The sequence below is a fragment of the Paraburkholderia sp. RL17-380-BIE-A genome, assembly GCF_046028085.1.
Lineage (GTDB): Bacteria > Pseudomonadota > Gammaproteobacteria > Burkholderiales > Burkholderiaceae > Paraburkholderia.
Window position 1 is genome coordinate 15243 of record NZ_JARESQ010000017.1, and the last position, 19078, is coordinate 34320.

A 19078-nucleotide genomic window follows, 5' to 3' on the forward strand; every position below is an offset into this window, starting at 1 on the left:
GGTGTCCAAGGCATTAGCCCCGTTTGTGAAGATGCGCGAATTTTAGGCGGCGCCTTAATCCAAAGTCAACATGATTTGCTAAGCACCACCAATATAATTTCCCCGCACCACTCAGCCTTTCCGAATGACAGGAACGACAGGCATACGAAAGAAAATGCCTGCTTCTGCGGATGTGAAGCAGAACCGTTTGCCCGCTGTATTGGCGGCAGATTCGGAGTGCGCTTTTCGTTACGGTTTTTTTACTTGCGGTTTGCCACGCGTGCCGAATACAATCCGCCCGTCTCATCAAAAGGAGTCCCGCGTGGACATATGCTCTAGTAGTGAAAGTACGATGCCGGCGCGGGCCGGCGAAGTCACCGCGAGATAGCCGCCGCAGGATCACTCCTTCGCCGCTAACTCGCTTTTGTCGGGTTAGCGCGCTTCATTTACTGACTGGTTTTGCGCCGGTCTGTCAGTAGCACGCTCCCTTTGTTTGGCCGCTTATCGCAAGTCCGCTTGCGAGACGCAGTCACGTCGTCACACGTCGCCCGGCTTGGCCGGGCAGGACGGGGGGTGCGCTTATGTTCATCAAATCATTCGTTACGTTTTTCGGCAGCGGCATGCCGGGCCGAAAAAATAGCCGTACGTTCCGCGCTTCGGGCACCTATACAGGTAACCCGCTAACGCCTATCGGGTACGCGATTGTCGCCGTCACGGTCGCTGCTTTCGCGTTGGTCGCGATGTTGTGCACTTCCTCTGTCGGCAATGAACTTGGGCGCTCGTTACGGCTGAGCTGGTGGTTCTCCTGAACCAGGGCCGGTCACGGCCCTGGTTCACATCGTGCGTCATATCGATCAAATAAGCGGATTGATCCGCCTGACAATCTCGACTCCACTTGTTATGAAGAAAACCCTCAAGACCACATTGCTGATGTGCGGCGCGCCCCTCAGCTTGACCTGCCTGCTCTCTCTGGGCATTGTGCAGCCCGCGCTAGCGCAGGCGAGCGGCGAAGCCTCGCCTGTTACGACGCCGGCCGAGTCCGCGCCGTCGTCTTCGCCGCTCGCAACGGACGCGATTCAAGCGGAACAGACCCCGCCGGCGCCGACCGGTTTCTGGGACCGTGCGGCACTTTTCGGTGACATGGGTGGCTTGCGGCCCTGGCTCGGCGACCACGGTGTGACCTTAAGTCTGCAAGAAACCAGCGAGTACTTGAGTAACCTCTCCGGAGGCGTCAAACGCGGTGGCGCCTACGACGGGCTGACGCAACTTGCTGTCGTGGTGGATACGCAAAGGGCGTTCGGGCTGCCGGGTGGGACGTTCAACGTTTCGGCACTGCAGATTCATGGCACCAACCTCACCCAGCGCAATTTGCTGACGCTGCAGAGTGCGAGCGGCATCGAAGCCGATGCGACGACCCGCCTGTGGGAACTCTGGTATCAGCAATCGCTATCCGGCGGCAAGGTGGATGTCAAAGTCGGTCAGCAAAGTCTCGACCAGGAATTCATGGTGAGCCAGTTCGCGACGCCGTTCATGAACGCGACATTCGGATGGCCCGTGCTCCCCTCGGTCGACATGCCGGCGGGTGGCCCGGCTTACCCGCTTTCGTCACTGGGTTTGCGGGTACGCGCCAAACCGTCCGACTCGTGGACAGTGTTGGCCGGCGTGTTCGACGGTAATCCCGCGGGCAGTGATGTCGGCGACCCGCAGAAACAGAACAGTCACGGCACGAACTTCAACCTGCATAACGGCGCGCTGTTCATTGGTGAAGTGCAGTACGCGCTCAACCCGGCACCGTCTGATTCTTCTGACCGGAAATCTGCCGGCCTCCCCGGCACCTACAAGCTGGGCTTCTGGTACAACACCGGACAATTCGCCGACCAGCGCCTCGACAACACTGGTGTGTCGCTTGCGAGCCCGGCGACCACGGGTGTCCCGCAGCCTCACCGGGGCAACTACAGTTTCTACGCCGTTGCCGACCAGATGATCTGGCGCCCGAGCGCGGACAGTCCGCAATCCGTCGGCGTGTTTGCCAGAATCATGGGCGCGCCGGGTGACCGTAACCTGGTTGACCTTGGCGTGAACGCCGGCGTGACATTGAAGGCGCCGTTCAAAGGACGCGACAACGACATGGTTGGGTTGGCGGTGGGCTACGCGAAAATCGGCTCACACGCGCAGGGCCTTGCCAGCGACACGGCCTCTCTGACCACGCCGGGTTATCCGTCGCGCAGCGCCGAGACCATCATTGAGGCGACCTACCAGTTTCAGGTCACACCGTGGTGGCAGATGCAGGCCGACTTCCAATACGCGTTCCGTCCGGCGGGTGGCATCCCGAATCCGGAGAAACCTTCGGAGCGGGTCGGCAATGAAGCGGTCGTGGGCGTGCGCGCCACTATCGTGTTCTGACCCGCTGCAATTGGGACCTTCCGCGTTGTACGAAACACTCGCGAGGGTCCAGAAGGATGACACCCCAAAAGCACGTGCACGACGACCTGGCCAGGCCGGAGCGCGGCCGTCGCCAGGGAAATCCCTTGGCAATCTGAAAACGAATGACCGCGTTCCTCATAACGCTTTCAAAGCGGGCAGCAGCCGGTCGAATTCGCGCCTCACCACGCCGTAGCATTCGCACACACGTTTTTCGAGTCCCGGCCTGTCCAGCACCTCGATATGACCATGGCTGTAGCGAATCAACCCCGCGTCCTGCAATTTCAGCGCGGCCTCGGTGACGCCGGATCGGCGCACGCCCAGCATATTGGCGATCAGTTCCTGCGTCATCTTCAGTTCGTTTGAAGAGAGGCGGTCAATGCTGAGCAGAAGCCACCTGCACAACTGCTGATCGATCGAGTGGTGTCGATTACAGACTGCCGTCTGCGCCATCTGCGTGATCAACGCCTGCGTATAGCGCAGCAGGAGGCGCTGCACAGGGCCGGCGCGATGAAATTCTTCTTTCAGTATCTGGGCGTCGAGGCGATAAGCCTTGCCTGCGCTTTGTACGACTGCCCGGCTGGGTGTGGTCTCGCCGCCCATGAAAAGCGCGATGCCGATGAGCCCTTCATTGCCGACGATCGCGATTTCGGCGGATGCACCGTCCTCCATCACATACAGCAGCGACACGATACAGGTGGTCGGAAAATAAACGTAATTAAGCCGATCGCCCGATTCGTAGACGACGTTGCCAAGCGGCATATCCACGAGCACCAGATGCGGCGCCAGTCGCTCCCACTCGAGGTCAGGCAGCACGGCCAGCAGATGATTTTCGTTTTCTTGATGACCTTGGGCCATTTCGCACTCTCCGCAGCTCGCCCGGAACCGCGCCGCTTTCGCCGACGATTTCCTGACGGTAAATATCGATAGAAGGAGGAATGCTCCAACGCCTTGACGGACAGTGCCGAAGCACGAAAACGGGCGGCAAGCTTCACGCGCCCGAAGTCTGGCCCATATGTAATGGATTATAAGTCGCGTCGAGATGACGGCGCGGATTCGCGCCCTGGCGTGACACCGCATGACGGCGCAACCGTGGACGCGCATTGCACGAACTTCGAGAATGACGCCCCCGTTCGCCTGTCAACCTCAGTTCACAGGCTGAAAAGCGATCGCGCGCTTCACTTATACGCTGACATAAAAAGACCTGCTGCCAGACGTGACTACGCGACGATCGGCAGCTTGAGCGTGAACTCACTGCCTTGCCCCGGACCTGCGCTCGCTGCCGAAACCGCCCCGCCGTGAGCTTGAGCAATCGCGTTCACAACCGCGAGGCCAATGCCGAGGCCGCCCGCGCTGAAGGCGATCGTTCTGCTGGATTGCGCGAACAACTCGAAAATGTGCGGCAGCAGGACGGGCGAGATCCCCGCCCCATCGTCCTTGATTTTGATGACAACATTGTTGCCCTCGGCAAGCACGGTCATGCGTATATTGCCGCGCGCCGGCGTGTATTTCACCGCGTTATGCAAGAGGTTGCTGACGGCCTGCGTCAAACGCACGGGGTCACCCTCAACGCGCAAGGTCCGGTCTGGAATCGACACGCTAAAAGCCTGATTCTTTGCCGTGGCGGCGGCGGCCGTAATCTCGCAACTGTCAGCGAGCAGGGTGGCAATCTCCAGATCGACTTTGTTGAGCCGGAGCGCGCCCCGATCGACGCGGGTTGCATCCATCAAATCCTGCGCGAGCCGCGCGATTCCATTGACCTGCCGATCGATCATATCGATCAGCCGGAGTATCTCCGGACGTTCGGCCGAGGCGCTGCGGATCAACTCGCTGGCCATCCGCAGCGGCGTCAACGGACCGCGCAACTCGTGCGCCACCATCGCCAGAATCTCATTGCTCAATGGTGGCGCTTCGACAGGTTGCTCCGTCGCATACGCACCCGTCAGGAAGCCACCCGCGGAAGCACGGCAAGCTGGCTTCATCATCGCGTCGGTCACGACCAGACAGTTCAATGCAGAACCAACCGAAGAGAATTCGGTGGACGCCAGATGTGCTGACATGTTGATCCCCATTTCGCGGCCCATTGGGCAACGAAGAGCAAAGCGAGATGCGTATCGGCCGAGTGTTCAGGGAAAGCAGCAGGGCTGCTTGCAAGGCACCGGCACCGCGCGGTTCGCTAGTGCCTGCCTCGCCTGACACGATTCAGGAATCCGCGGGCGGTGGGCAGGTTGAAAGAACAGCATCGCAAATGCGGTTCGGTAAGTCTGTACGGTGGCGTTCAGATCGGCAAGAGCGACCGATTGACATGGAATCCGGTCGAGCCCCAAAAGTGAAAGACACCTGGTAATCCCCATCAGTCGGCGGGAGTATGCCTGTCCGACTGCACGGCTGTGTCTGTGACGATCAACATGGATTGTGCGTTCGAACATAGACAGCCGTCTGTACGTTGTCGTACCGCATTTCTGCGTGCGGACGCGTAGCGTGGTGGTTCGAGGGGCGTGCGTGAAACCGCGAACGCAGCGTCGGTCACGTATCGGATGTCATCTACGACGACGCCGACGGGGCGATTCGCTATCTGGTCGTGCAGACCCGCAATAGGTGGTCTGGCGGCAAAGCCAAACAACTTCCAACGGACTGGGGCGCCACGCGGACCGCGGCTCTCGTCGAATCCGGAAAGCACCGGATCGATTGGAAGCGAAAAGCTTTAAAAGCACCAAAGGCAGGAGCAGGTCATGAGGCAAAACATTCAGAAGTTATATCAAGCGCGCATCCACACATTCACTCCCGAATGCCTGGAACTGCAGGACGGCACATTTAAATTTCTCCTTCGGCATGCGGTGGAAGGCACGCTTCCTTCAGCGGATAAGCACTACGAGGTCGGCATTTTTTCGACGAGCGAGGAAGGCTATGCGGCCGCACTTGCCTATGGCGACAAATACATTGCGGAGCATAAATTCGGCATGTAGCAGCGCCGACGCTTATCGGTGACCCGCAAGCCTCAACCAGCACGGACGACAACCAGTATGGCTATCGTTCAATCAGACGGACGGCGCTATGGCAGAAAGAATCATTTCAAGCACGACACACGACGCGTACATGAGCGTCAAGGATCATATAGCCGATGGCTGGGTGGCAAGTGTACGTATCGTTCCGAAGGGCGCATCGAAGGGCGGCGAGCGCATCGAACTCGACACGGTCTTCGAACGTGAAGATCTCGCATGGGAATCCGTCGAGACGCTAGCGCGTGCCGAGCTCAACAATCTGAAGTAGCGCGCCGCCGCACTTTCGGACCTCGGCGTGCACGATGCAGCGCCCGATGCGCCCGTGCAAAAGCTGATCGACATCAAACTTCTGACGGGTTCCGACCGGCTGTTACGCTGCCGATGTTCAGACCGGGGCCAGCGGAATAAACTGTCGGAAGAAATGCGTCATCGTCGATGGCAAGGTTCACGCTGCGGCGCTTTGAGCGCAGACAATCCAATCCCACGGCGGGGCTCGCCATCCTGGCCAATTCCTGGAGGCCGACATGTATCAACGCATTCTGGTAGCGATCGACGGCAGCGAGACGTCCGAACATGCATTCGCCAGCGCGCTGCAACTCGCTCACGACAATGGCGCACAGTTGCAGCCGCTCTATGTGATCGACAACCCATTGATGCCATACGACGCGTCCGGCTACGATCCGACCATCTTGCGCGACGCCTGCATGCAGGAAGGCCAGCGGTTGCTCGCGGACGCTCTGGCGCGGATGAAGCATGAGAACGTGGCCGGCGAGCCAAGGATCGTCGACGTCGCACCGATCGGCGAAGACATCGCGGAACGGATCCGCATCTCGGCCGACGAATTCAATGCGGACCTGCTGGTGCTAGGCACGCACGGGCGGCGGGGATTCAAGCGCATGGTTCTGGGCAGCGTGGCCGAACGCGTCGTGCGCGGTGCGCACCTGCCAGTGTTGCTGGTGCCGAGCCGGCAAGCGCAAACCACCGTCGCGCCGACCGCCAGACACGGACACGCCGACGTCGCCGCGGCGATGTACGAATTGCGCCGCTAACCGCGGCGCGGTCACTGCGACAAGCCAGGACCGCACGGCCCTCTATGGCGTCTCGACCCATGAGTACTCCGCAGCACCGCGCCGCCAGCGCCCCGCTCATGCCGGAAAGCGGCGAGCTGCCGCCCACGGCGAAGCCCGGCGTCGAGACCGGCCTCGTGCGCATCGCTCCCGGCTTGCTCGGCAAAACATCGCGGCTGCGCTCCGTCATGTTCTGGATCGTCGGGGTGACGGGCTGTATCGCGGTCGTTCTGGTGGTGCTGCACCTCGGCTCACTACAGAAGATGGCCGAACTGATCCGCTCTGCTCGCCCCGGCTGGATGCTGGTCGCGCTTGCGGTTCAGTGCGGCACCTATGTCAGCGCGGCGTTCGTGTGGCGCGAGGCATTGCGCGAAGCCGGACATCCGCTGTCTCTACGCACCCTGACTCCACTGGGCATCGCCAAGGTATTCACCGATCAGGTGCTGCCTAGCGGCGGCATCAGCGGCACGATGCTGGTGGTGCGCGGTCTCAGCGGCCGGCATGTCCCAGCCGGAATCGCGATGGCCGCCATGCTGGTCGGCATGGTGTCTTACGACATCGCCTACCTGCTCGTCGTGCTTGCCAGCGCAAGCATGCTGTGGCTGCAGCATCGGCTGAACATGGCACTGATCGCAGGGGTGGCGATCTTCGTCGTGATCACGGTGGCGGTACCGGCTGCCGTGCTGGGACTCAAACAATGGGGGCAACGCGCGCCGATCGCATGGCTCAGCAAATGGCTGGGTGTCACCACCCTGCTTCGGCAGTTGACCGACGCGCCCACGCTGCTGCTGCACAACCCTCGCCTGCTACTGCGAACCGTCGGGCTGCAACTGGCCATCTTCGTATTCGATGCGTTGACGCTCTGGCTCGCGTTCCATGCGATCGGCGAAGTGCCGCCGTTCTGGGTCGTATTCGTCAGCTTCATCATCGCGTCGATGGTGGCCACCATCGGTCCGATTCCGGTCGGCCTCGGCACTTTCGAAGCCACCTCCGTGGGCATGCTGAGTTTGCTCGGCGTGTCGGTGGAAGCGGCGCTCGCCGCCACGCTTCTGTTGCGCGCCCTGACCTTCTGGCTGCCGATGCTGCCCGGCATCTGGCTGGCGCGCCGGGAGATCCGGCTTCAGTAGGCGGCCCCGCTCGCTTGCGAAATCAGCGATCCCACTCGCGGTACGCTAGCGCAAACAGGTGCGGACGCCTCGCCGGCGATCCTATTCGAAAGCTCACTTCGGGCTACGAATCGTCATAAACGGCGAAAGTGCCTGCATTTCGCGGCAGTCAGGAGTGGGGTCTGACCGTTGCGGCTGCAACCTTTGTAAATGAAAGCGTGCTTGCGCCGACCGAAGGGTATACAGTCAGTGTACGGGTCGCGTTCGGCGCCCCTTGTTCTGGAATGACCATGCGATCACAAATCAAAGTTGCACCACGTACGAGCGGCACGATGAGCGAATATGCTCTGTCTCGTCAGGCACAAGCACTTCTGCTCGAACAGGCGGACCGGGCACGCGCGGAACAACGGCGCGTCAATGACGCTCGCATTGATTCCAACGCGAGCAAGTGGCGCTATTCAGTGGCGTTGGCAGGGAGTTGATCCCGGTCAGCCAAAGTTGAGGAGGGAAAGATGACCACAGCTATGTGGGGCGTTCTAGTCGGGATGATGTTAATCATCACAGTATCCCATTACAGGTATCGTCAAGTTCCAGTGGGAAAGTGAAAAGCAGGCTGACTGAATAAGAATGAGATGGTCGCGAAATCAGACCACGTTATGCAGTAGGGCTCTGTGCGCGCAGCGGCGGAGGGACCGGTCCGACATTGGCCGAAACATCAGTATTGCGGAGACTCTCCTCCATGCAAAGGACCGATGTGTCGCACCATCAGCTTGAACAAGATCTCGTTCATCTCGAACACATATTGCCGCAACTCGTTGCCAATAGTGCGCTCGGCATGGTCTATTGGCGCCAGCGTATTACCGCACTCGAAACCGCTCAGTCATTGCTTCCCGATGGCGCTCGCAGAGTGACGCGCCTCCTGTCGATGATCAACCAGATAGACGACGCAACGCGCCGATCCTGAAGGCAGCGTACGCAGTCTTTGTACCGGTAGCGTAGTGCACTCAACGACGCGCCTCTCCGCGAACTGAACGCCCCTCAAAGAGTTGGCGGTAACGTGCCAAGTTGCCGGAACACGGATAGCCAATCCTCCAGGTGCCATGTTTTCGCAATCAGACTTCCGCGCATCTGGTGAAAAGAGTGAATGGCGAATCTGATGTGTTTAGAACTCGCCGCAATGCCAAGCAGTGTTCCGGTTTGAGTGCCGCTGATCTCCGCGCGAACGCCCACGCGGTCGCCATGAACGAGCACGTCGAGAATAGTCACCTTCATATCGGGCAGCGCTTTGGCGATATCGTCGAACAGTTGCACCATCTGGTCGGGTCCCGCAATAGCGCCGACGGGCTCGGGAATATATTCCCAATCAGGCGTGACGACCTGCCGCAGCAAGGCAACGCTCTTCTGCTCGAATGCGCGATAGAACCCTTCAGTCGCTTGACGAGCAAGAAGTTCATCGGCGGGCAAGGTCATCTCCAATACTCCTGACGAATGTGCGGTAAAGCGTCGACTGACGATACTACACGCTTTCCCTGTCTAATTCAGCGACGTGCCGGCGAGCAAAGACCTCATGCCCTGGAGCGGACATGGCAGTGCCAATGCCCGCGGCACATCAGTCTTGCCGAAACAATGATAGTCGCGATACGAATGCTTTCCTGACGGCCTGCTTGTGCCGCATTTGAGATACTCGCTTGCTCAACCGCCCTGAAATGGATGCGCATGGCACCTAAAAGACAAGCGCAGAAGAAAGAAGGTATTCTTCCTGATCGACATGCAGCCTTAAGCCCGGAATGAACGCATGATAATGATGTGACAGAGAATGAGAAGGCGCCGAATGCGATATGAAGCATCGGAAACGAGTATTAACGTCGCAATGCGATACCGACAAAACACGCTCATAGAAATTGAACGCCAAAGCCTTGATGAAGTTTCATAAACAGCCTGGGCGGTATAAGATCTGTGAAAATCGTGAACGTCAACTGCGTCGCGCACTGGTGCTCCTCATCCTGGTGAGGTGAGGCTAAATGGTCGCGCGAAGCGGTACAACAGCCAACCTGCTTCAGTCATTCGAACCAAAGATTCCCGCTTGCCTCGAGCAGGCAATCGCGCAGTCGGAAAAGCATTCGCTGTACTGCTGTCGGAATTCGCAACGATCCATTCATACCCAACCCGATGCCCAACGACATCCCAGAGCCGCAAGCCATTTGTAACGACGTCACCCGCAGCGCGATCTTTATCGTCGCGACGATCGAAGCCGGCAACGACCAGGCAGAAAAGGTACGCGCATGGTGCGGCGACGTCGCCGCTCTCGTGCGCTCTGTCGGCAAGCGGGTTCCCGCCGGCAATCTGTCGTGCGTGTGCGCCTTCGCCTCCGACGCGTGGGACACCCTGTTCGGCGCCCCTCGGCCCGCCTCCCTGCATCCGTTCCGGGAGTTCGGCTCGGGCGAGCGCCGGGCAGTCGGCACGGTGGGCGACGTGCTGCTGCATATTCGCGCCGACCACATGGATCTCTGTTTCGAGCTAGCCACGCAGCTACTGGGCGCACTCGGCGACGCAATCACCGTGATCGACGAAGTTCACGGTTTTCGCTACTTCGATATGCGCGCCATGGTGGGATTCGTCGACGGCACGGAAAACCCGACGGGTCGCGCCGCCAATGAATTTACCTTGATCGGTGACGAAGATCCGGCGTTCGAGGGCGGCAGTTATGTTGTCGTGCAGAAATACCTGCACGACATGACGGGCTGGAACGCGCTTTCCGTCGAGACTCAGGAACGCATTATCGGTCGCACAAAACTGTCCGACATCGAACTCGACGAAGCGGTGAAACCGTCCTGCTCGCACAGTTCGCTCACCACCCTCACCGAGAACGGCAAGGAAGTGAAGATACTGCGCGACAACATGCCGTTCGGCAAACCCGGCTCGGGCGAGTTCGGCACCTACTTCATCGGCTATGCCCGCTCGCCCGCGCCGATCGAGCAGATGCTGGAAAACATGTTCGTCGGGCGGCCGCCGGGCAATTACGACCGGCTGCTCGACTATAGCCGCGCGGTGACCGGCGGCCTCTTCTTCGTCCCGTCGGCGACCCTGCTTGAAGAACTCGCAGACCGCGATCCACAAACCGCCGCTGCTGCCGATGTCGAACAGCAGACCGATACGTCTTCGTCCGCAGAGCCGCATGAAGCCGGCTCGTTGAACATTGGCTCTCTCAAGGGAACGTCCCAATATGAATAACCTGCATCGCGAGCTCGCCCCAATCTCCCGTGCTGCCTGGTCGCAGATCGAAGACGAAGTGGCGCGCACCTTCAGGCGCAGCGTCGCCGGCCGTCGCGTGGTCGACGTCAAGGGTCCTGGCGGCACCGAACTGTCGGGCGTCGGCACCGGGCATCAGATCGCGATCGCCGCGCCGCAGCAGGGCGTCGTGGCGAAACTGGCGGAGGTCAAGAGCCTCGTCGAGTTGACCGTGCCGTTCGAATTGCAGCGCGAGGCAATCGACAGTGTCGTGCGCGGCGCGAAAGATGCTGACTGGCAGCCCGCGAAAGAAGCAGCAAAACAACTCGCCTACGCCGAAGACCGCGCGATTTTCGACGGCTATCCGGCTGCGGGCATCGGCGGGATTCGCGATGGTTCTTCCAATCCGCCGCTCGCCCTGCCGGCCGACGTTAGCGACTATCCGAACGCCATCAGTAACGCTCTCGAACAACTGCGGCTCGCCGGCGTGGACGGCCCCTATTCCGTGCTGCTCGGCGCCGATGCGTACACCGCATTGGGCGAGGCACGCGACCAGGGTTATCCGGTTATCGAGCACATCAAGCGGATTGTGAACGGCGACATCATCTGGGCGCCCGCGCTCGCCGGCGGCAGCGTGCTGTCCACACGCGGCGGCGACTTCGAGTTACACCTCGGCGAAGACCTGTCTATCGGCTACACGAGCCATACGGACACCGTGGTGCGACTTTATCTGCGCGAAACACTGACATTTTTGATGCTGACGAGCGAAGCATCGGTTTCAGTGACGCAGGTGGAATGAGCAGATTGAGTGGCTCGATGTTTTGCTAATGGCTTCACCCGGCTGAATGCCGTTCTGGTCCGGCATTCAGCGCCTTCCTCTGCGCAGTGATTCAATCACATCATGGTTAGCATAACGAACCCTGAATCCGTCCATGCATTTCATGAACGGACTGCGCAGAAGGGAATATTGATTTTCCAGTGTTAAGCATTGGCGGATCGACCCGACAAGTATCACCGGAAAGCCGTCATTTGCCGGTCTCGCGGCGACTCTGTTCCTCGACAGTGAAAATCGCTTCCGGCGTGACTTCGAGCCGAGCTTTCGGTATCGGCAGACCGCTCCCGTCGGAAAGACCGTAGGTGCCCTCCTTGATCTTCTGCAACGCGCGCTCGATGTCCGCGATGCGGTGGTCGTTCACGTCACGCAGCGCCTGGTTGACCTCCTTCTGGGCCATTGACTGCGCTTCGTCCTCGTACTCCTCCGCTTCATCGCCATGCTGCTCCTGCGTTGCCTGCTCGTCGGCGAGCGTGTTCTCCTCCCCGCCCAGCAGTTCCCGGCGAAGCGCCTCGAGGCGCTCGCGCTGCTGCGCGATGAACCCCTCACTCAACTCACCCTGTTGCTCCGCCATGATTCTCTCCCTTGCGTCGATTCGCTTTGCACGCGGTAGCGTGAAGCGTCACTCACCCAACTCCCGAAATGCGTGGCCATTCAGCTTCTCGTCTTGAAGTCTACGAGCAAGTCATGCCCAAGTGAAGCTGGGCTTCGCCGATGAGAGCGATTGACGGCGTGCGCGCGGCGCTTTGCCGTTCAGGCCGAATATCCCGCTGTCGGCATGGTGGAATTGCGGCATGATGGCTTCTTCTGAGAAGCATGCGCGCTGAATGCGAGCGGATGCCGATCACGAACGCTGCAAAGGAGAAAACGATGCCAACATGCACAGTTTCTTACGGCGAGTTTGAAATCGTGGTGCGGCCTGAACTTAACGAGCGCGGCGCCTGGGTTGCGAGTGTGAGCGTCAGCCGAGGCGCGGGAGCCGCAGTCTACGACCGTCCGATGACGACCCAACCGGAATGGCTGACTGAAGAGGAAGCCACGAGAGACGGGGTCGAATGGGCTTACAGGTTCGTCGATCAAGACTTGAATGCGCGACAACCCCACTCCAGCGTTGCCGAGCGCTCCCGAGCGGAAACCTGGTTCCGTGACGTCGAGCAATCGCGCAGTCCAAAGCCCACCCCATAGGGACCACAAGGGCGCAACATCGTGCCCGGTAGGCTTGCGTAGCGAGCGTGAGACCGGGCGCACTCAAGACACGCGCTCGTCTTCCGTCAGCCACGACAAGCCAGGTAAGGTTGGTCATCATGCACCTCCAGAACAGGAACTTCCCGGGTTTGACGACGCTCGCTTTGACTGGCCGGGCGCTCCCGGCACGGCCGGCATGCCCAGGGATAGCCCTGACTTTCCCGCCAATTCGCGCCTACGTGTCTTGATTCGACTGCAGGATGGCGGTTTCGCGCGCTATGGCAGTGTATTGCGTCGACAATACACGGTGTTACGCTCAGGAAAGCAGCCTTCGCGGCAGTGAGCCGCCGTTCAGCGGCAAAATCAGCAGCTATCAGAACATACCGCGAAGCGCGATTGCCTACGACAGGCGAAACATCGCTGCGGGAGCGACTGCGATGCAAATCAAAACATATACCGTACTGACGCTAGTGGTGTGCAGCAGTGCTGCCTTCGCATGGCAGCCGCTCACCTATCCGATTCGAAGTCAAAGCCCTTACCAGCGCAGTATCGACAACGCAACGTGTTACGCGGCGGCGAACAAGCAGACCAAGGTCAACATCAGCCGGGAACCGCAGATTCCGCCACGCAAGCCGGCTGCCACCAAGACCTCGTCGACGGGTGTGCCGTCGCGACCGCCATTGCCTTCCAGCAGTTTCTCGAGCGCGCCGATTGGCGCCAGCATGCCGGCCGCGGCCGCCGCAGCAGGCGCAAGTGCGCCCGCCGCTACCACGGCTGCTACGGCGCCGACCAAAGGTGCTTCGGCGCCCAAGGCGGCGAGCGCTCCGGTGGCGGGAACCACGACTACGGCGGCATCGTCGACATCTGCGACAAGCGCGGAAAACGGCGCCTCGGAAACGGCGGCTGCGAGTGCGGCCCAGGTGGCTGCGGCATCCGGTGTGAAGCTGCCGCCTCTGCCGGCGCCCGAGCCGCCAATGACACAGTATTGGGCCGCGTATGGCGCGTGCATGCAAGCGCGGGGTTACGTAGTCGCACAGTAACCTTGCTTGCAAGCTTCGTTACGGTGCCTTGTTTTTCTGATTGTGGCGCCGGCATTCGACGCCCCTTTGCGACACGGCGATGCTTAGCGACTTGACCTCCGATCAGCACGATCCATCCCGATGCGGACACTGCGGTGTCCCGCTAGCAGGTCGCTTCACGCCTTGTCCTTCGTGTCATCAGTGGCCGCACGAGTCGCTCGGCGCGCGCGCTGCCCCGCGTTCTTCCCTGCAAGTCCCGTTACACGAGCCGCTGAACGACTCACAGCCGCTGGTGGACCGCCGACTGCCCATCCGCAAGATCTGGAGCCCGTCCTCGCGCGCGCTGGTCAATCCTTATGAGTTCGTCGAGAAACCCGTCGTCGCGGTGCCCACGTATCAACGGTTGCGCCAGCCACTCGTGCTGGCCGCGTCGGTGCTGGTGGTGACGTCCGCGGTGTATCTGGGGTTCATCCGTAGCAACGACTCGAAGGTCGGCACGCCTATCGCGGTCTCCGGCAAGGTGCAGACACAGCGTGTCGCGCCGCTTGCCGTCCTGCCCCAGAAGTCCGCGCCCGCGGGCGCCCAGCGATCCGCGACCGCCACGCCTCAGAAACCCGCGACCATCCTCGCGCAGAAGCCCGTGGTCACGCTCCCGCAGAAGCCCGTTGCCGCCCCCGCGCAGCAGCCCGTTGCCGCTCTCCCGCAGAAACCCGTGGCGACCGTGGCCGCACAGAAACCTACGACGGTCGCCGCGCTTCGGCCCGCGCCGGCGCGTTCGCCACCGATTCCGCCACCGGCCGCTTCACCGCCGCTCGCGCGCCGCGTCGCATCCGTTGAGCCCGGCGCGAAAAGCGATTCGGGCGGCCAGTCAGGCAAGCCACCGGATAAGGTACGCGCGGACGTGTCCCGGCATCTGCGCGCCGCGCGCGCCAATCTTCAGGAGAACAATTTATCGGCAACCAAAGCGCGCCTCGCGGCAGCGATTGCCGCGCAACCGGATAATCGCGACGCGTTGAATATACGCTCGACGCTGAGCGCGCGCGAACAGCAACGCGATGCGTTACTGAGTCTCGCGCGAGGCTGCGGATATATCGCGCGATGGACGTGTGTCTCGCACAACGCCGGCACCGCGCTGCAGATCGATTCCAGCAGCAAGGAAGCTCAGCGTCTTGTCACGCTTGCGCAGCGCGAGACTGAACTCCAGATGCCGCCGGCCGCGGAACCCGCCCCCGAGTCGGTACCCGACACACGCGACCTCACCAGCCATCACTGATGGCACAGTCAGTTGCAAGCCGGTCATGAACCAACGACGACGAACGCTTGCGGGTGACGCGCCCTAACGGGCCGACACGGCAAGGCTTACCTGACGCGCGATCGCGCGATAACGGTCGGCGGTATCCCTGAGCGTCAAGCCAGTCAGCGAACGTTGCGCCCGCTCCTGCCCCAATGCGGCAATCACTGCGTCGGCGTAGCACTGCACATTGTCCGTATCGATCAGCTGGACACCCGGAAAGCCGTTCGCGAATGCGAAGGCCGGAATCTTGCTCGCCACGATCGGCACGCCGGAGGCCAACGCCTCGAGAAATGCCACACTGTGCGCCTCGGATTCCGACGGCATGACGAACACGTTCGACTCGGACAGCACAGTGGCGACGTCGGTGCGCGGGCCCGCGACCACGACGCGTTCCGCAATGCCAAGCGTTTTCGCCAGCGCAATGACCGCGCGCTGATAGTCCGGGTCTTCGACCACGCCGTACAGCACAAGACGTGCGTCTTTCCCCCGCCTGAGTACTTCGCTGAAAGCCCGCACCGTCGCAAGCTGATTCTTCACTGCCGCGTACCGGCCGATCTGCACCACCTGCGCCGCACGGCCGTCGCGCTCCGCGCCGTCAGTGAACGAAAAGCGTTCGAGGTCCACGCCGTTCGGCACTACGGTCATGGAAGGATGCGGCCCGATGGCCTGCACGTAGTCCGTCACGCCCTGCTCGGAAACGCCGATCACCACGCGGGCACGTCCCGAGAGGATATGCTCGACGCGCCGGAACAGCGGGCGCTCGAAGTCGTTGGTCGCCGAATGCATGACGTACACCACCGGCACGCGCAGCGGCAACGCACGCGCGTAGAACGACGGAATGGTCGCGTGCGCAAAAATCACATCCGGGCGAAAGCGCCGCACCGCGGCGAACAGATGACATAGCTTGATGAGCGCGCGATGCCGCCGCTGCGGAAATACGCACTCCACGCCATGGCGCTCCAATTCGTCCTGCAGGGGCGCGAACTCCGCATGCGCCGGCAACAGCGAAGCCACGCACACCGCCATGCCCTCGGCGCACTGATCGAGCGCGAGGTCTTTCGCCAGGACTTCGGCTCCCGACAGGCGCGGTGCAAGGACCAGATGAAATACGCGCATCATGGGGTCCTCGTTGTCAACGTCCTGAACAGCATCCACGCGGCGGCGCAGCCGAGGCCGAGCGTCATGGACCAGGCAATGCCCGTCACGCCCCACCAGTGAACGGCGGGAGGCGCGCTCAGCAGCAGCACCACGACCTGGATCGCCGATGCGTGCACGGTGGCTTTCGCGTCGCCCACTGCGCGCAGATAAGCCACCAGTACCGCGATCAACGCACCGATCGCCATGTTGATCACGAGGATTTTGAAGAGCGGCACCGCCGGCAGCCACGCCGCGCCGAGAACCAGCGAGAAGAGCGGCTCGGCGACCAGCCTCAGCAGCGCGACGAAACCGGTGAGCCCGATCGCGACCGCCAGCAGATAGATCTTGATGACGCGCGCCGCCGACTGCGGATTGCGCCGGTAATGCGCCGCGAACGTGGGGAACAGGTATTGCGACATGGCGATCGCGGCGTCCGCGAGCAGCATCTGTGCGAGCCGCGACGACATCTGATAGCTGCCCAGTTGAGCCGGCCCGAGCAGCTTGCCGACCACCACCTTGTCGAACTGGTTGAGCAGCAGGTTGATCACGCTGCTGGCCCAGATCCAGCGGCTGAAGCCGACATAGTGGCCGATGCCCGACCACACGGGGCGGATCGGCGGGCGCGGTTTCATGGTCGCCCAGGTCAGCGTGCTCTTCAGGCTTTCGCCTGCCACGAGGCCGAGCAGCACGGACGCAGCGCCCGCGCCGAAATACGCGAGCACGAGCCCGACCGAGCAATCGACGAACGCCGCCGCCACCTCCACCCCGGCGATGTGCTGGAACCGCCGCTCGCGCTGCACCACGTAATAAGCAGGCGAAGCCAGCCCGCGCAGCAAAGGCAACAGCGCGGCGAGCTGGATCAATACCAACGAGCCGTTCAGGTGAAACTGATCGCTCAGCAATGGGGCGAGCGCGACCAGCAGCAGCGAGATGAGCACGCCTCGCGCCGTCAATGTCGTCCACAGCGCGCCGAGTTGCGAGCGCGACGGCGGATGTTCGCCTTGAATGACCGCTTGCGCCAGCCCGGTGTCGGACAACGCCTCGGCAATCGCCACCGCGAGCAAAGCCACGCTCACGCTGCCGATCGCCGCCGGTCCGAGCATCCGCCCGATCGCAAGAAATTTGATCGCTACAAGTCCACGCACAGCGAACTGTTGCAGCAGGACCCACGTCGCCGCACTCGCGCCGAAGCTGCCCGCCATAGAGAACGCCGGAAGCCTGATCGCCCGCAAGCTATCTCTCCGTCGAATCGCAGCGCCGGTGAATCGGCCACGCACAGCGATTTCACGCATCGCTGCGAACGCCGCCGGCGCATAATTAGTTAGATTGCACCAGCAAGCTGGCGAAGTTTTTCATCGAATTCCATGCACGACCATACCGCGAGAGAATCGCCGACAACCGCCATCAGCTAGGCGGGTTCCGCCGCGGCCAACACCCCCTAGTACGTTAACCAACAAAGCGGGTCAAATTAGTGCTTCTACCCATTCCGGCGGTGCTAACGTTGCTCAGCCGACGCCGTTCAGAAACAGGCGCACGAGCACTTTTTCACCCAACGTAAATGGCTGCCGACGCAATGGAACAAGACTACGTCCTGATTGTGGAACCGAATCTGACCGGGCACCGCTGGCGCTATGTCGAGTGGACCATGCAGGCCTGCGCGGAGGCCGGCTATCCGTGCATGCTCGTGACCGAATGCGCGAACGAAGACCACCGGCTCGCGCGGCAAATCACCGCCGCTAACCGCCCGGACCAGCAGATCGCTTTCGTCGATCCCGAGGAGCGGCCGCGCAGCCGCCTGCGCGAGCCCAACGAATACTGGCGCTTTCACCGCTACTTCAAGCGCGTGTACACGATCATCAGCCGCATGCAGTCCATCCGTCTCGTGGTCGTGCCTTACGTCGATTACTTCTTTTATTCGCTGCCGTTTCTCGGCTCGCCATTCGGCGACACGCCGTGGATCGGCATCACGATGCGCGCGACGTTTCATCACCACAAGGTCGGCATCAAGGCGCCCGATCGTCCGCTCGTCAATGCGGTCAAGTCGCAGCTATTCAAGCGCGCGATCCGCACCACCGGCCTGCGCACGCTGCTGACGATCGACCCCACGCTGCCCGAATGGGCGGCCCATAACGCGTGGAAACACAGCGCGGCCATCGCCTATGTGGCCGACCCGTTCCCCGATGAGCAGGCGGAGGACCCGGCGCTGGCCCGCAACCGTCTGGGGCTCGATCCCGAACAACGCTATTTGCTGGTGTACGGCGCGATCACGGAACGCAAGGGCATCTACGAACTGGTTCATGCGCTCACGCGACTCGAGCATGCCCCCACGTTGATCGTGGCCGGCGAGCAGGATGCGGGCACGCGCCACTTCATGCGCAACCATGTGCGCAGCCTCAAGCCTGCACCGCTGGTGCTCGACACATTCATTTCCAATGATACGGAGCGCGACCTGTTCTCCGCGTGCGACGCAGTCTGGCTCGGCTATAAGGGGCACTACGGCATGAGCGGCGTGCTGGTGCAGGCGTACCGCTTCGGCAAACCCGTCATCGCCACGGAAGACGGTCTGATCGGCTGGTTCAGCCGGCGTTGCGAATTGGGGCCGATCCTGAGCGACCTGAGTTCCGCGTCGATCGGCCGTGCGATCACCGAGACGATGACCTCCTGGCCGCACGCGCCTGAAACCGTGCCGGGCGCCCGTGAAGATCTGTTGTCACGGCATACGCTTGGACAGTTCAAGCAGACCTTGCTGCAACAAATGGCCTGACTGCACAGCAGAAGTCTTTAAAAAACAAGAGGCGTCCGTCAATA

Annotated in this window: 19 protein-coding genes; 13 read left to right on the forward strand and 6 right to left on the reverse strand. The window is 61.4% G+C overall.

Translation table 11 applies throughout. From position 1 onward, the window contains the following. The first annotated feature begins 879 nt into the window (after window positions 1-879). Window positions 880-2382, forward strand: a complete 1503-nt coding sequence (locus tag P0D68_RS25905; RefSeq protein WP_408300934.1) for a carbohydrate porin — start codon at window positions 880-882, stop codon at window positions 2380-2382. A gap of 156 nt (window positions 2383-2538) precedes the next feature. Here P0D68_RS25905 and P0D68_RS25910 read toward each other — a convergent pair whose 3' ends face one another. Together P0D68_RS25910 and P0D68_RS25915 are read right to left on the reverse strand one after the other, a co-directional pair. Next, window positions 2539-3258, reverse strand: coding sequence for a Crp/Fnr family transcriptional regulator (locus P0D68_RS25910; protein ID WP_091796578.1), 720 nt, complete (start codon window positions 3256-3258; stop codon window positions 2539-2541). Between the two features lie 362 nt (window positions 3259-3620). Further along, window positions 3621-4460, reverse strand: a complete 840-nt coding sequence (locus P0D68_RS25915; protein WP_408300936.1) for a sensor histidine kinase — start codon at window positions 4458-4460, stop codon at window positions 3621-3623. Window positions 4461-4975: 515 nt separating this feature from the next. Here P0D68_RS25915 and P0D68_RS25920 point away from each other — a divergent pair. The 6 genes from P0D68_RS25920 (at window position 4976) to P0D68_RS25945 (ending at window position 8539) form a co-directional block, all read left to right on the forward strand. Then, window positions 4976-5218, forward strand: coding sequence for a hypothetical protein (locus P0D68_RS25920; protein WP_408301101.1), 243 nt, complete (start codon window positions 4976-4978; stop codon window positions 5216-5218). After that, entirely contained in the window at window positions 5133-5366 is a 234-nt protein-coding gene (locus P0D68_RS25925; protein WP_408300938.1) for a hypothetical protein, read from the forward strand. The genes P0D68_RS25920 and P0D68_RS25925 overlap by 86 nt, the downstream gene beginning before the upstream one ends. Window positions 5367-5496: 130 nt before the next feature. Further along, on the forward strand, window positions 5497-5670 hold the full coding sequence (locus P0D68_RS25930; protein WP_408185917.1) for a hypothetical protein: 174 nt from the start codon (window positions 5497-5499) through the stop codon (window positions 5668-5670). Window positions 5671-5926: 256 nt separating this feature from the next. Next, the gene (locus P0D68_RS25935) at window positions 5927-6451 is read left to right on the forward strand and encodes a universal stress protein (RefSeq protein ID WP_408300942.1); all 525 of its coding nucleotides are present in this window, start codon (window positions 5927-5929) and stop codon (window positions 6449-6451) included. 59 nt (window positions 6452-6510) lie between these two features. After that, window positions 6511-7596, forward strand: a complete 1086-nt coding sequence (locus P0D68_RS25940) for a lysylphosphatidylglycerol synthase transmembrane domain-containing protein (protein WP_408185919.1) — start codon at window positions 6511-6513, stop codon at window positions 7594-7596. Between the two features lie 718 nt (window positions 7597-8314). Then, window positions 8315-8539, forward strand: a complete 225-nt coding sequence (locus P0D68_RS25945) for a hypothetical protein (protein WP_286161988.1) — start codon at window positions 8315-8317, stop codon at window positions 8537-8539. Window positions 8540-8613: 74 nt separating this feature from the next. Here the strand turns inward: P0D68_RS25945 and P0D68_RS25950 are convergent, their stop codons facing one another. Next, window positions 8614-9045: an ester cyclase gene (locus tag P0D68_RS25950; RefSeq protein ID WP_408185920.1), complete on the reverse strand. Its 432-nt coding sequence runs from the start codon at window positions 9043-9045 to the stop codon at window positions 8614-8616. Window positions 9046-9744: 699 nt separating this feature from the next. On the opposite strand from P0D68_RS25950, the gene P0D68_RS25955 reads away from it, so the two are divergent. Both P0D68_RS25955 and P0D68_RS25960 read left to right on the forward strand, forming a co-directional pair. Further along, on the forward strand, window positions 9745-10806 hold the full coding sequence (locus tag P0D68_RS25955; protein ID WP_408300945.1) for a Dyp-type peroxidase: 1062 nt from the start codon (window positions 9745-9747) through the stop codon (window positions 10804-10806). Continuing rightward, complete coding sequence (locus P0D68_RS25960) at window positions 10799-11602, forward strand: family 1 encapsulin nanocompartment shell protein (RefSeq protein ID WP_408185922.1); 804 nt, start codon at window positions 10799-10801, stop codon at window positions 11600-11602. The genes P0D68_RS25955 and P0D68_RS25960 overlap by 8 nt, the downstream gene beginning before the upstream one ends. 226 nt (window positions 11603-11828) lie before the next feature. Here P0D68_RS25960 and P0D68_RS25965 read toward each other — a convergent pair whose 3' ends face one another. Beyond that, window positions 11829-12209, reverse strand: coding sequence for a TraR/DksA family transcriptional regulator (locus tag P0D68_RS25965; RefSeq protein WP_408185923.1), 381 nt, complete (start codon window positions 12207-12209; stop codon window positions 11829-11831). Between the two features lie 296 nt (window positions 12210-12505). Here P0D68_RS25965 and P0D68_RS25970 point away from each other — a divergent pair, with 296 nt between their 5' ends. From P0D68_RS25970 to P0D68_RS25980, 3 genes are all read left to right on the forward strand, one after another. Beyond that, entirely contained in the window at window positions 12506-12820 is a 315-nt protein-coding gene (locus P0D68_RS25970) for a DUF6566 family protein (RefSeq protein ID WP_408301103.1), read from the forward strand. A gap of 437 nt (window positions 12821-13257) precedes the next feature. Then, complete coding sequence (locus P0D68_RS25975) at window positions 13258-13860, forward strand: hypothetical protein (RefSeq protein ID WP_408300948.1); 603 nt, start codon at window positions 13258-13260, stop codon at window positions 13858-13860. 271 nt (window positions 13861-14131) lie between these two features. Then, complete coding sequence (locus tag P0D68_RS25980; RefSeq protein WP_408300950.1) at window positions 14132-15112, forward strand: hypothetical protein; 981 nt, start codon at window positions 14132-14134, stop codon at window positions 15110-15112. Window positions 15113-15175: 63 nt separating this feature from the next. Here the strand turns inward: P0D68_RS25980 and P0D68_RS25985 are convergent, their stop codons facing one another. Continuing rightward, window positions 15176-16249: a glycosyltransferase family 4 protein gene (locus P0D68_RS25985; protein WP_408301105.1), complete on the reverse strand. Its 1074-nt coding sequence runs from the start codon at window positions 16247-16249 to the stop codon at window positions 15176-15178. Further along, window positions 16249-17502: an oligosaccharide flippase family protein gene (locus P0D68_RS25990; RefSeq protein WP_408300952.1), complete on the reverse strand. Its 1254-nt coding sequence runs from the start codon at window positions 17500-17502 to the stop codon at window positions 16249-16251. Before P0D68_RS25990 ends, P0D68_RS25985 begins: the two co-directional genes overlap by 1 nt. 341 nt (window positions 17503-17843) lie before the next feature. On the opposite strand from P0D68_RS25990, the gene P0D68_RS25995 reads away from it, so the two are divergent. Then, entirely contained in the window at window positions 17844-19034 is a 1191-nt protein-coding gene (locus P0D68_RS25995) for a glycosyltransferase (protein WP_408300954.1), read from the forward strand. Window positions 19035-19078: the final 44 nt, after the last annotated feature.

Bases quoted from the DNA above. Each gene is read 5' to 3' on its own strand.
- P0D68_RS25905 (WP_408300934.1), top strand. From the start codon at position 880: ATGAAGAAAACCCTCAAGACCACATTGCTGATGTGCGGCGCGCCCCTC.
- P0D68_RS25910 (WP_091796578.1), bottom strand. From the start codon at position 3,258: ATGGCCCAAGGTCATCAAGAAAACGAAAATCATCTGCTGGCCGTGCTG.
- P0D68_RS25915 (WP_408300936.1), bottom strand. From the start codon at position 4,460: ATGTCAGCACATCTGGCGTCCACCGAATTCTCTTCGGTTGGTTCTGCA.
- P0D68_RS25925 (WP_408300938.1), top strand. From the start codon at position 5,133: ATGAGGCAAAACATTCAGAAGTTATATCAAGCGCGCATCCACACATTC.
- P0D68_RS25930 (WP_408185917.1), top strand. From the start codon at position 5,497: ATGAGCGTCAAGGATCATATAGCCGATGGCTGGGTGGCAAGTGTACGT.
- P0D68_RS25935 (WP_408300942.1), top strand. From the start codon at position 5,927: ATGTATCAACGCATTCTGGTAGCGATCGACGGCAGCGAGACGTCCGAA.
- P0D68_RS25940 (WP_408185919.1), top strand. From the start codon at position 6,511: ATGAGTACTCCGCAGCACCGCGCCGCCAGCGCCCCGCTCATGCCGGAA.
- P0D68_RS25945 (WP_286161988.1), top strand. From the start codon at position 8,315: ATGCAAAGGACCGATGTGTCGCACCATCAGCTTGAACAAGATCTCGTT.
- P0D68_RS25950 (WP_408185920.1), bottom strand. From the start codon at position 9,045: ATGACCTTGCCCGCCGATGAACTTCTTGCTCGTCAAGCGACTGAAGGG.
- P0D68_RS25955 (WP_408300945.1), top strand. From the start codon at position 9,745: ATGCCCAACGACATCCCAGAGCCGCAAGCCATTTGTAACGACGTCACC.
- P0D68_RS25960 (WP_408185922.1), top strand. From the start codon at position 10,799: ATGAATAACCTGCATCGCGAGCTCGCCCCAATCTCCCGTGCTGCCTGG.
- P0D68_RS25965 (WP_408185923.1), bottom strand. From the start codon at position 12,209: ATGGCGGAGCAACAGGGTGAGTTGAGTGAGGGGTTCATCGCGCAGCAG.
- P0D68_RS25970 (WP_408301103.1), top strand. From the start codon at position 12,506: ATGCCAACATGCACAGTTTCTTACGGCGAGTTTGAAATCGTGGTGCGG.
- P0D68_RS25975 (WP_408300948.1), top strand. From the start codon at position 13,258: ATGCAAATCAAAACATATACCGTACTGACGCTAGTGGTGTGCAGCAGT.
- P0D68_RS25985 (WP_408301105.1), bottom strand. From the start codon at position 16,249: ATGCGCGTATTTCATCTGGTCCTTGCACCGCGCCTGTCGGGAGCCGAA.
- P0D68_RS25995 (WP_408300954.1), top strand. From the start codon at position 17,844: ATGGAACAAGACTACGTCCTGATTGTGGAACCGAATCTGACCGGGCAC.